General features: G+C 58.9%; 10 protein-coding genes. 3 read left to right on the top strand and 7 right to left on the bottom strand.

Features of this window, described 5'->3' with window-relative positions:
- Positions 1 to 4 precede the first annotated feature (4 nt).
- The 6 genes from ACR0LW_RS18755 to cysQ form a co-directional block, all read right to left on the bottom strand.
- Positions 5 to 1,705, bottom strand: a complete 1,701-nt coding sequence (locus ACR0LW_RS18755) for a DUF5927 domain-containing protein (protein WP_480883910.1) — start codon at positions 1,703 to 1,705, stop codon at positions 5 to 7.
- Positions 1,702 to 2,688 carry a glycosyltransferase family 2 protein gene (locus ACR0LW_RS18760; protein WP_480883912.1) on the bottom strand — a complete coding sequence of 329 codons (987 nt, stop codon included), beginning with the start codon at positions 2,686 to 2,688 and terminating at the stop codon, positions 1,702 to 1,704. The genes ACR0LW_RS18755 and ACR0LW_RS18760 overlap by 4 nt, the downstream gene beginning before the upstream one ends.
- A 186-nt stretch (positions 2,689 to 2,874) precedes the next feature.
- Positions 2,875 to 3,918 (bottom strand): glycosyltransferase family 2 protein, encoded by a 1,044-nt coding sequence (locus ACR0LW_RS18765; protein ID WP_480883914.1) that lies wholly within the window; start codon positions 3,916 to 3,918, stop codon positions 2,875 to 2,877.
- 7 nt (positions 3,919 to 3,925) lie between these two features.
- The gene (gene galE / locus ACR0LW_RS18770) at positions 3,926 to 4,909 is read right to left on the bottom strand and encodes a UDP-glucose 4-epimerase GalE (protein WP_480883916.1); all 984 of its coding nucleotides are present in this window, start codon (positions 4,907 to 4,909) and stop codon (positions 3,926 to 3,928) included.
- A gap of 70 nt (positions 4,910 to 4,979) precedes the next feature.
- Complete coding sequence (locus ACR0LW_RS18775) at positions 4,980 to 5,780, bottom strand: 3-deoxy-manno-octulosonate cytidylyltransferase (protein ID WP_480883918.1); 801 nt, start codon at positions 5,778 to 5,780, stop codon at positions 4,980 to 4,982.
- Positions 5,780 to 6,577 (bottom strand): 3'(2'),5'-bisphosphate nucleotidase CysQ, encoded by a 798-nt coding sequence (gene cysQ, locus ACR0LW_RS18780; protein WP_170520959.1) that lies wholly within the window; start codon positions 6,575 to 6,577, stop codon positions 5,780 to 5,782. The genes ACR0LW_RS18775 and cysQ overlap by 1 nt, the downstream gene beginning before the upstream one ends.
- Positions 6,578 to 6,699: 122 nt before the next feature.
- On the opposite strand from cysQ, the gene ACR0LW_RS18785 reads away from it, so the two are divergent.
- Positions 6,700 to 7,521: an ABC-2 transporter permease gene (locus tag ACR0LW_RS18785; protein ID WP_170520961.1), complete on the top strand. Its 822-nt coding sequence runs from the start codon at positions 6,700 to 6,702 to the stop codon at positions 7,519 to 7,521.
- Here the strand turns inward: ACR0LW_RS18785 and ACR0LW_RS18790 are convergent.
- Positions 7,518 to 8,120: an alpha-ketoglutarate-dependent dioxygenase AlkB family protein gene (locus tag ACR0LW_RS18790; RefSeq protein WP_480883922.1), complete on the bottom strand. Its 603-nt coding sequence runs from the start codon at positions 8,118 to 8,120 to the stop codon at positions 7,518 to 7,520. The two genes, ACR0LW_RS18785 and ACR0LW_RS18790, sit on opposite strands and share 4 nt — an antisense overlap.
- Positions 8,121 to 8,334: 214 nt before the next feature.
- Here ACR0LW_RS18790 and dnaK point away from each other — a divergent pair, with 214 nt between their 5' ends.
- Together dnaK and dnaJ are read left to right on the top strand one after the other, a co-directional pair.
- Positions 8,335 to 10,242 carry a molecular chaperone DnaK gene (gene dnaK, locus ACR0LW_RS18795; protein WP_480883924.1) on the top strand — a complete coding sequence of 636 codons (1,908 nt, stop codon included), beginning with the start codon at positions 8,335 to 8,337 and terminating at the stop codon, positions 10,240 to 10,242.
- Positions 10,243 to 10,316: 74 nt separating this feature from the next.
- Positions 10,317 to 11,465, top strand: coding sequence for a molecular chaperone DnaJ (dnaJ, locus tag ACR0LW_RS18800; protein WP_170631510.1), 1,149 nt, complete (start codon positions 10,317 to 10,319; stop codon positions 11,463 to 11,465).
- The last annotated feature ends 137 nt before the right edge of the window (positions 11,466 to 11,602 follow it).

Raw genomic sequence — 11,602 nt, forward strand, 5'->3', positions numbered from 1 at the left:
GCGATCACTGCACCAGATAGGGTTTGCGATATGGCTTGGTCTGCGTGCCAAAAACATCGTCGGCGGGGAAATCCCCCATCAATTGCGGATGCATGCCCTGGTTCTTCAGGTTTTGCAGGAATTGACCAAAGCCGGACAGATCGACCATGGTCGGCGCTTCCGTCAGGTGACTGGCACCTTGGGTGCCGATCTCATCAATGATTGTCTGCAAAGGCTCCATCGGGGCCTCGATGAAATCCGCCAGGGTCCAGCTGCGGACGTTCGCCTTGGTCCAGACCGAGGTCAGAACCTCAAGCTGTTTGCTTTCGATCCGTTGCAGGCGCGCAGCCTCGCATCGGATATCCGCGAAGTTCATGTTCGAGCGGAACAGCGGTATGGCCCATGCCCCGGTAATGACCGAGACCTGGGCGTTCTTGTCGCGGGCCATGAACCAGTTGATGGCCTGCGTATCATTTGGGCCGAACTGAAAACACTGACGCTCACCCCGCGTGTTCCAGATCAGGTTTGACAGAAAGGCGGTTGGATTGTAGTCGCGCAGGGTGGCGCAATCGCTCAGCGCGCCGTTGGTGATTGTCTGGCCTTGGGCGAACTCGGCCCGATCGGGCCCGAACAAGCGCCCGTGCACCCTTGCCCCGGTGACCGAGGTCAGCCAGCTTTCAAAATCCTCGAACAATTCGCCAAAGCCCTGAAACATGGAATAAGGCGATGAGGTCAGGCCGTTTTCACTGCCATGCCGGGGGAACCGGCCCTGCATGTAAAGGCCGTCGCGGCCATGGGTGCGCCGTTCGACCGCTTTGGAAAACACCCGGTCGATCTTGCCGGGGTTCGGCTCGGCCGGTTTCATCGCGCCGGTCTGATCGGTCAGAAAGGACTGATACAACCGATCCGCCCGCCACCAGATTTTGCGTGCAACAAAGCAATCCGACCGGCGCAGCAACTGCAGATGATCGTCGTAGAAGATATGCGGCCGGCCTTGGTAATCAAACTTGGACAACGTTAGCGAGCGGCTTTCGATATGCGTGGAATACAGCCGTGCCAGCGTCTGAAAATAGCTTTCATCGGGTATCCAGACCTGCCGGAAATAGCGGTCATAGGTCTTGCGTTTCGGGTCCTGCAGGATCGCGGACAGGGTTTGGCGGGTCAGACACCACCATTGGCTGCCCATATGGGGAACCAGCCCCTCGGGGATGCTGCGGCGCAGGCCCAGGCGGCGTTGCAGTTTGACATAGGTATCAAACAGTTTGCGCTGCTTACGCCATGAAAACGGAAAGCGCAGGGTGAAGCGTTCATGATCCAGCCCACCGATGGTCCAGCTGACATCGGCTGTGGTGGCGCTTTCGATGAAATCCACGCGGGGCCGGTCGGACAGGTAGTCAACCAGCTCCTGCACCGGGCGCAGCGGCAGGCAGGCCCCTGAGGAGAGGAATACGTGCCGCACGTCCGGGAACCGTTCCAGCATCAGTTCGGATGCGGCCTGCGATCCGGCAACGATGCCCCAACCGCCCCAGTCGCATTTGTGACGCTCGGAAAACACGATCAGCGGATCATCCGCGCAAGAGGCGACGAATTTCGAGAACACATCACCCGGCACCTTACGATCCACATGGATCACCACCGGGCATCCCGCCGCCGTCCAATGCCGTGCGACCTGTTCGGCGCGGTCCAGCGCGGTATGCACCAGCATGACGATGCCCAAAGAACTCATGCCCAGTTTCCTTTTGACATGAGGCCCAGAATCTCAAGCTGTCGCCAGTTGATATAGGTCTCGGACCAGTCGCACCAGAAGACGGGCTTTTCGTCCAGACCGTCGGCATAGGCTTTGTATTCGCCCGACCCGCGATAATGCTGACCGCGCTGCAACTCCTCACGCGCCTTGTCGCCCAGCGTGTCGATCAGTTTGGCATGAAGTAACGCGCCGCTGGCTTTTTCACCGCCCCATTCGTCATAGACCTGGTTCAAGCCGCGCGGCAGCAGCGAATGGGTCGAGCTGACATAGACATAGCGTCGGTCCCATTTCACCAGAGGGATCTTGTTCAGCGCAGGTGCCTTTGACGGGTTGTCGCGAAAGAACACCCGCGCGCGGGGACCGCCTTGAATCCACAGGTTCTTATACTCGGGGTTCTTGGTGATCATGTAATTGCCGGCGTCGAACCAGCGCGCGATTTCAAACGGGTCCTGCCCTTCGTGATAAGGCTCTGCGTCCACCGGCCCCTGCGGATACATATCGATCAGCATGGTCCCGAAACTGCGCACGGCGCAGCCATCCAGCCAATCGGTCAGGGCCCGAATGCGCCGTGTGTCGCAGAAGGGATAGATGAAGAACTCATCGGGATCGACGGTCAGTACCCAGTGTTTATGGGCGTATTTGCGCAGCAGGTAATTCGACCAGTCCAGCCCGAACCCCGCGCGTTTATAGCTGGTCTTTGTTCGCCAGACCGAGACATCGGGCTGTGATTTCAGGAGCTCGCAAGTGCCGTCATCGCTGTCATTGTCCACAAACAGAAAATGGTCGACACCCAGTTTGCGGTAGTAGTCCAGAAAAAAGGGCAGGCGTATCTTTTCGTTGCGCACCACGCTCATCAGCAGAATATCTTCGCGGCGAATGGCGGCGGTGTTGTTGCTGACGGGCCCAAGCTCGCGCCGTCGTCTGACGCCGCGCAGGATACGGCGTTTGCGCCGCAACCTCATCCGATACGAGTCCCACAGGCTCACGTGATTATCCAACCTTTGTTTTGCCGCGAGCGTCCTCCGCCCCCCTCAACGTGCAAAAAGGGTCGGGTTAATGCCGATTTATGCCACCTATGCATCTTGCAGGGCAATGGATTTAGAACCGGTTAGCGGTGAACATGGTTTTTATGCACATGTTTTCGCCCATTACGTCCATCCTCCGGCATTCATTAACCCAAGTTGCTGCAATTGTTCCCACCCTGCATAGCGCGTCGATCGAGCGGTCCAAAGGGTCGGGCGATTGATGATCCCATCATAATATGGCCCGAATTGGTCAGGGTCATGAAAATGCTGGCGGCGCTGTTTTTCGATCCGCGATTTCTCGACGATCTCGGGCAGGAATTTTGTGTGGAGCAAGATACCGGAAGGGGCCGAGCCTCCGGGTCCGTCATAGGCCGCGTTCAAGTGCCGGGGCAGGGCCGAGTGGCAGGAATTCACATAGGCATAGCGGCGGCACCAGCGTATCAGCGGGATCTTGTTCAGGGTCGGAGATCGCTGTCGCGTCGTGGAAAAGAACATGCGTTCACGCGCACCGCCCTGCACCCACAGATTGCCCGCCGGGCTTTGACGCTGGGCCCGATAAGGCCCCGCGTCGAACCAATTCAGCACTGCCGTCGGATCGCTGTCGGGGACATAGCTTTGATCCCCCAACGGGCCTTCGGGATACAGGTCCAGCATCAGCGCGCCAAATGCCGCGCGCCCCGTCTGGTCCAGCCATTTTGTCAGATCGTGCAGCGAGCGTGTGTCGTGATGGGCATAGATCAACAACTCATCCGCATCCACCATCAGGCACCAGTGGCGATGGCCATGGCGCATTTGCAGCCATGTCAGCCAGTCCAGCCCATAGCGCGAGGCCCGATAGCTTGCATGGGTTTGCCAAAGCGAGACATCGGGCTGGTCCAGCAGCAATTCAGCCGAGCCATCATCGCTGCCATTATCCACGATCAGAAAGTGATCGATCCCGAGGCTGCGATAATGGTGCAGAAACCAGGGCAGGCGCGTGATTTCGTTGCGCAGCGTGGTGAAGGCCAGAATGCTGCCGCGCGTGATCTTGTCGGTCTGATCGTTCGCGCTGCTCAGTTGATGTCGGCTGCGCCAAGCGCGCATCAGCAGACGGCGGCGTTTCCAGCGCAGACGGTACATCTGGGCCCATCCGATTTGGGGCAGGGACTGTACCGATGCGCTGGTCAACCGGGCCTCATTGCTCGTAATGGCCGTTCTGATGCCAGCGCCATGCGTCGGCAATCATCGTCTCTAACGTTGACCTTTTGGGCTTCCACCCCAACTCGGCCTCGGCCCGGACAGACCCTGAGACCAGTTTGGTGCAATCGCCTTCGCGGCGCGCCCCGACCGTATAGGGCACCGCGCGGTTGGTGACGGCCTTGGAATGTTCGATCACTTCCAAAACCGAAAAGCCCGAGCCGGTGCCAAGGTTGAAGACCCGGCTGCCTTTGCCCTCTTCCAGCCAGTTCAAACCCAGTACATGCGCGTCAACCAGATCGCAGACATGGACATAGTCGCGGATACAGGTGCCGTCCGGCGTGTCGTAATCGGTACCGAAAACGGTCAGCCCGTCCCGTTTGCCGTCAATTGCGTCCAGCATCAGCGGAACCAGATGGGTTTCAGGGCGGTGAAACTCACCCACTTCGCCATCCGGGTCCGCGCCCGCGACGTTGAAATAGCGGAAGATTACGTGGCGCAGCCCATGCGCGGCCTCGAAATCGTGCAGAATATCCTCGATCGCCCGCTTGGACGCGCCATAAGCGTTCAGCGGGTGCTGCGAGGTTGTCTCGTCCAGAACGACATTGTCATGCTCACCATAGGTGGCACAGGTCGATGAGAACACGAAATCCAGACACCCTGCCGCAACCGCGGCCTCGATCAGCGCCAGGGAACCGGTCACGTTGTTGGACCAGTATTTTCCGGGCTCTTTCATTGCCTCACCCACCTGGCTGAGCGCGGCGAAATGCATCACCGCCACCGGCTGGTGTTTGGCAAACACCTCATCCAGCCGGGCGCGATCCAGAAGGTCGCCCTGTTCGAACGGGCCGAATTTGACCGCATCCTGCCAGCCGGTGATCAGATTGTCATAGGTGACGGGCACATACCCGGCCTGTGACAACGCCTTGCAGGCATGGGATCCGATATAGCCAGCGCCACCGGTTACAAGAACAGTTTTCATATGCGATCCGTAAGGTCAGAGTTGGAGGTTCCTACGCCATGGCAGGTGCAAAGGTCATGGGGAAAAGAGGTCACTCCAGACCCATAGCGGCCATCATCTCTTCGATCTTTGGTACGTCCTGCGGGTTGTTCAGCTCCCAGAACTGGCGGCCTTTGGCTTCGACCTCGACGCACAGAACCTTGCGCCCGTTTTCCATGAAGCGCAGCTGTTCCAGACCTTCAAGTTGTTCCAGCGGTCCGGTCGGCCAGCCGGGATAGGCGGCCAGCGCATCGGGGCGATAGGCATAGACGCCGACGTGATGAAAGACCGGGGTGGATGCGCCGCCTTCGAAGGTTTCGGCTGTGAACGGCACGACCTCTTTCGAGAAATACAGCGCGCTGTTGTCGCGCGCGAAAACGGCTGTAGTGCCGCCGACGCGCCCATGTTTGCGGTCGTTCAGCAAACTGTTCAGCGCATCGCCATCACAGCGCAGAACCGGGGTGGCCACACCCGCATCAGGCGCCGCGCGCAGGCCCGAGATCAGATCCTCGACAAACCAATGCGGCGTCAAAGGTGCATCGCCTTGCAGGTTTACGGCGATCTCATAGCCGCCGCCCAGTGCGGCATGTGCTTCGGCGCAGCGTTCGGTGCCGTTCTGGCATGCCTCGGATGTCATGACGACTTCGGCCCCGAAGGCCTCGGCGGCCTCGCGGATACGGTCGTCATCGGTGGCCACAACCACCTTGTCCACGCCCGAGACGGAACAGGCCGCGCGCCAGGATCGTTCGATCAGTGTTATCGCCTTACCGGTCGCACCGGTCAACGGAACCAGAGGCTTGCCGGGATACCGGGTCGAGGCATAGCGGGCGGGAATGGCGATCAGAACAGACATCAGGCTTCCTTCAACTCAACACCCGGAGCGTAGGCGATAAAGAACGGATTTGCATAGCCGTCCTTGCCGTAGGTCAGCGGGGAATGGTCGTCAAACCGGACAACCTGACCGCCTGCGCCCGCCAGCACCGCGTGACCGGCGGCCGTGTCCCATTCCATCGTGCGGCCGACACGGGGGTAAAGATCAGCCTCACCCGTTGCCACCAGACAGAATTTCAGCGACGAGCCTGCGCTTTTGCTGTCCTGCACCTGATATTTGTTGATGTAATCCTCGGTCGCCTGATCCCGGTGCGACTTGGACGCAACGATCAAAAGCGCCGAATTGTCTGGTTCAGAGACTGATATTGCGGTCAGATCGCCGAGCTGGTCCTTATCCAGCGCACCGGTTTCCTCGACCGATTGGCCATCGGCCTGCGTGTAGAACATGCGCCCCTTGGCTGGCGCGTAAACAACGCCCCGCGTCGGAACCCCGTTTTCGACCAGGGCAATATTGACCGTGAAATCCCCACGCCGGTTGATGAATTCCTTGGTGCCATCCAGCGGATCGACGATCAGGAAAGTGTCACCTTTCTCGGAATGTGAGGCCGCTTGCTCCTCGGTCACCAGCAAAATATCGGGAAACGCTGCGCGCAGCCCGGCCGAGATCAGGGCATCTGCGGCCTCATCCGCTTCGGTCACGGGGCTGGCGTCAGATTTGACCTTTACGTCGAAATCATCCGAGTTGTAGATCTCCATGATCTTGTCGCCTGCTTCCAGGGCCAGACGTCGGATGACGGGGATAAGCGCGTCGTAGGTCACAAAAAAGCTCCGTTTACGTGGTTTGTTGATCCAAATCTCTGACGGACTTATGATGTGCCGGTTACCGAACGGCAAGGTATTCGTGCCAGATTGACGGCAGCAAAACGGGAAAGACCCTTCGAGTGTTTTATTTCAGTCGTAACCAAACGCTGCTGGGTGGTGCGTTCACCACAGCCGAACTGGTGTTCCACGCCGTGGTACGCAGTGTGCGCGCGAGACATTCCAACGCCGTAGTTGCGATCCTGATCAACATTTTGCAGGTCGTTCTGATGGCTTCGGTATTTTACCTGATTATGTCCTTCATGGGTACACGCGTCGCCAAAATCAGGGGAGAGTTTGTCCTGTACGTTCTGTCAGGTGTTTTCCTGTTCATGACACATATTCAATCAGTTGGTAGCATTTCGAAACTTGGTGGCAAGAACAGCCCGATGATGCTGCACTCGCCCATGAACCCGATGGTTATGATCCTCGCCGCCGCGTTCGGCACGCTTTACAAGCAATTGATGTCAGTTCTGGTGATCCTTTTCGTCTATAGCCTGGCGGTGGCGCCGCTTGAGATTCAGGATCCCGGCGGCGCGTTTGGGATGCTCATTCTATCCTGGTTCACGGGCTGTTCGGTTGGACTGGTGTTTATGGCGATAGCACCATGGTTTCCGACGGCCGCAGGGATGCTCAGCAACATTTACCGCCGTCTGAACATGGTGTTTTCCGGTAAGATGTTCATTGCCAACGCATTGGGCGGAAGCGTTCTGTTGATGTTTGCGTGGAACCCTCTGTTTCACCTGATCGATCAGTGTCGGGGCTTCGTGTTTCGCAACTATTTCCCGCGCAACACCAGTTGGGAATACGCGTTGTGGGTTGGAATAGCGCTGCTGATGATCGGTTTGCTGGGCGAGTTTTTTTCCCGCAAGCACATGTCCCAAAGCTGGAATGCGCGCCGTTAGGTTGCCATGCGCATCGTCAGGTTGATCCGTCCGCCTTTGGGCAACAACCGCGATGATCCGGGCCGGATGCGATCAACGCCGTGATAGGTAAGCCGGGCCGGGCCGCCCATGATGACGACATCGCCCGAACTCAGCCAGATTGATTCCGTTTTGCCGCCGCGTGTCGTATTGCCGATCCGGAACAGTGCGTCGTCGCCCAGTGACACGGACAGAACGGGCCAGGAAAAATCAGCCTCGTCCTTGTCCTGATGCAGCCCCATCTTTGCGTCCTCATCATAGTAGTTGATCAGGCAACAATCGGGCGCGCGATCCGGGCTGACCAGATCGCGCCAGATGGTCAGAACCGCCTCGGGTATGGCAGGCCATTTGCCGCCTTTGGGGTGGCGATCCTGGTAGCGATAGCCCGATCTGTCGGTGACCCAGCCCAGATCTCCGGCCGAGGTCATGCGCACGGACATCTCTTTCCCCGACGGCGTCACGGGCCGGAACAGCGGCGCGGCTTTCAGAATCGGGCGCAGTGCTTCGATCACCCGGGTTTGCGCGGTGCTGTCCAGATACCCTTTCCTGATGTCGAACCCCCGCAAAAGCAGCCGCGCCATCCCAGATTCCCCATTCCTTACTTAATCCTTGCCAAAAAAGGCCGCAGATTCGCGAAAAGCTGCGATTCAGAGTGCTTGCAGGCCTCTGGTCCGGCCCTTATATACGCCGGGACGCGCGATGGTGTAGTGCTGTCGCGCACATCAGATCGGGGACAGGATGCCATAACGGGTCCGGCCCTCGGGACATCGCCTTGAAGAGAAAGGGATTGCAAAAATGGGAAAAGTCATCGGGATTGACCTCGGGACCACAAACTCGTGTGTGGCCATCATGGACGGCTCGCAGCCGAAGGTCATCGAAAACGCCGAAGGGGCGCGGACCACGCCCTCGATCGTCGCCTTCACCGAAGATGAGCGACTGGTCGGTCAGCCTGCGAAACGCCAGGCGGTCACCAACCCCGACAACACGATCTTTGGCGTCAAGCGCCTGATCGGTCGTCGCGTGGATGATGCGGAAGTCGAAAAAGACAAGAAAATGGTGCCCTACGCTATCGTCGATGGCGGCAATGGCGACGCGTGGGTCGAAGCCCGCGGTGAAAAGTACTCCCCAAGCCAGATCTCGGCCTTCACTCTGGGCAAGATGAAGGAAACCGCCGAGAGCTATCTGGGTGAGGACGTCACGCAGGCGGTTATCACCGTTCCCGCCTATTTCAACGACGCCCAGCGTCAGGCCACCAAAGACGCCGGTAAAATCGCCGGTCTGGAAGTGCTGCGGATCATCAACGAACCGACCGCCGCCGCGCTGGCCTATGGTCTGGACAAGGAAGACACCCAAACCATCGCGGTCTATGACCTTGGTGGTGGTACCTTCGACGTGACCATTCTGGAAATCGACGACGGGTTGTTCGAAGTCAAATCGACCAACGGCGACACCTTCCTGGGTGGTGAAGACTTTGACATGCGCATCGTCAACTACCTGGCGGATGAGTTCAAAAAGGAACACGGTGTCGATCTGTCTCAGGACAAGATGGCCCTGCAGCGTCTGAAAGAAGCTGCTGAAAAAGCCAAGATCGAACTATCCTCGACCTCGCAGACCGAGATCAACCAGCCGTTCATCTCGATGGGCTCGAACGGTCAGCCGCTGCACATGGTCATGAAACTGACCCGTGCCAAGCTGGAATCGCTGGTGGGCGACCTGATCAAGAAATCGATGAAGCCCTGCGCCGCCGCGCTGAAAGACGCCGGTCTGTCGGCTGGCGATGTGGATGAGGTTGTTCTGGTCGGTGGTATGACCCGGATGCCGAAAGTGATCGAAGAGGTCACCAAATTCTTCGGCAAAGAGCCCCACAAAGGCGTGAACCCGGACGAAGTGGTCGCCATGGGTGCCGCCATTCAGGCCGGTGTTCTGCAGGGCGATGTCAAGGATGTTGTTCTGCTGGACGTGACCCCGCTGAGCTTGGGGATCGAGACGCTGGGCGGCGTGTTTACCCGTCTGATCGACCGCAACACGACCATTCCGACCAAGAAGTCTCAGGTCTTCTCGACCGCCGAAGACAACCAGAACGCCGTGACCATCCGCGTGTTCCAGGGTGAGCGTGAAATGGCCTCGGACAACAAGATCCTGGGTCAGTTCAACCTCGAAGATATCCCGCCCGCACCGCGCGGCATGCCGCAGATCGAGGTGACGTTTGATATCGACGCCAACGGCATTGTCTCGGTTTCGGCCAAGGACAAAGGCACCGGCAAAGAGCAGAAGATCACCATCCAGGCTTCAGGCGGTCTGTCCGACGAGGACATCGAAAAGATGGTCAAGGACGCCGAAGAGAACGCGGAAGCCGACAAGGAACGCCGCGAGCTGGTCGATGCCAAGAACCAGGCGGAAAGCCTCATCCACTCGACCGAAAAGTCGATGGAAGAGCATGCCGACAAGGTTGACCCGACCACCATCGAAGCCATCGAGCTGGCAATTGCCGCGTTGAAGGACGAGCTGGAGACCGAGAATGCCGACAAGATCAAGTCGGGCATTCAGAACGTGACCGAAGCCGCCATGAAGCTGGGCGAAGCCATCTACAAGGCGCAAGCCGAAGAGGGCGAAGAAGAACCGGCAGCAGCAGATGCCGCGCCGGGCGATGATGACATTGTCGACGCCGAGTTCGAAGATCTGGACGACGACAAGCGTAACTAACGGGTAACCGGGCCAATGCGGGCCGGTCCGGTTGCCGGGCCGGCCCGATTACGTTGAGGCAGAAGGAAATACTGATGTCAAAACGCGACTACTACGATGTGCTCGGCGTGACCAAGGGCGCATCGGCGGACGAGATCAAAAAGGGTTTTCGCAAGAAAGCCAAAGAGTTGCATCCCGACCGCAACAAGGACAACCCGGATGCCGAGGCGCAGTTCAAGGAAGCCAACGAGGCTTATGACGTGCTGCGCGACGCCGACAAGAAAGCGGCCTATGACCGGTTTGGTCATGCCGCATTCGAAAACGGTATGGGCGGCGGGGGCCGTCCCGGCGGCGGCTTTGGTCAGGGCGATTTTTCCAGCGCGTTCTCGGACGTTTTCGACGATCTGTTCGGCGATTTCATGGGCGGGCAGCGGGGCGGTGGCGGCGGACGTCGGGCCGCGCGCGGCTCGGACCTGCGCTATAATCTGCGCGTATCGTTGGAAGAGGCTTACGCGGGGCTGCAGAAAACCATCAACGTGCCCGCCGCAGTGGCCTGTTCATCCTGCGAAGGAACGGGGGCCGAAGGCGGCGCAGAGCCCACCACCTGTCCGACCTGTTCCGGCATGGGAAAGGTTCGCGCGCAGCAGGGGTTCTTTACCGTTGAACGCACCTGCCCGACCTGTTCGGGGTTGGGCCAGATCATCAAGAACCCATGCAAATCCTGCAATGGCGCGGGCCGTGTCGAAAAAGAACGCGCCCTGTCGGTGAACATCCCTGCCGGTGTTGAAACCGGTACCCGTATCCGCTTGGCCGGTGAAGGCGAAGCCGGAATGCGCGGTGGCCCTCCGGGTGATCTCTATATTTTTGTAGAGGTTTCGGATCACAAGCTGTTCGAACGCGACAGCGTGAACCTTTACTGCCGCGTGCCGGTCAGCATGGCCAAGGCCGCGCTGGGTGGATCGATCGAAGTTCCAACCATCGACGGTGGCCGCGGTCGGGTGCAAATCCCGGCAGGCAGCCAGTCGGGTCGTCAGATGCGTCTGCGCGGCAAGGGCATGCCCGCCCTTCGCGGTGGCGGTGTTGGCGACATGTTCATCGAACTGGCCGTGGAAACTCCGGTCAACCTGACCAGCCGTCAGAAAGAGCTCTTGCGTGAGTTTGATGATCTGGGGGAAGATAACCACCCGGAATCCAAAAGCTTTTTCTCGTCCGTCAAGTCTTTTTGGGACGGGATGAAGGGTTAAGGCGGACTGCCTCTATTGGGGCGGTCGTCCGCTATTGGGGGCTCTGCCCCCGCCGCCCGTACCGGGCGTCTCCCCCGAGATATTTGTGGCCAGATGAAGCAAGAGATCCTTTATTCATCTGGCCCAAAATACCTCGG

Source organism: Ruegeria sp. N4, from assembly GCF_056531425.1.

Coding starts and splice junctions, on each gene's coding strand:
- ACR0LW_RS18760 (WP_480883912.1), bottom strand. CDS start 2,688: ATGAGGTTGCGGCGCAAACGCCGTATCCTGCGCGGCGTCAGACGACGG.
- ACR0LW_RS18755 (WP_480883910.1), bottom strand. CDS start 1,705: ATGAGTTCTTTGGGCATCGTCATGCTGGTGCATACCGCGCTGGACCGC.
- ACR0LW_RS18790 (WP_480883922.1), bottom strand. CDS start 8,120: ATGGCGCGGCTGCTTTTGCGGGGGTTCGACATCAGGAAAGGGTATCTG.
- galE (WP_480883916.1), bottom strand. CDS start 4,909: ATGAAAACTGTTCTTGTAACCGGTGGCGCTGGCTATATCGGATCCCAT.
- dnaK (WP_480883924.1), top strand. CDS start 8,335: ATGGGAAAAGTCATCGGGATTGACCTCGGGACCACAAACTCGTGTGTG.
- ACR0LW_RS18775 (WP_480883918.1), bottom strand. CDS start 5,780: ATGTCTGTTCTGATCGCCATTCCCGCCCGCTATGCCTCGACCCGGTAT.
- dnaJ (WP_170631510.1), top strand. CDS start 10,317: ATGTCAAAACGCGACTACTACGATGTGCTCGGCGTGACCAAGGGCGCA.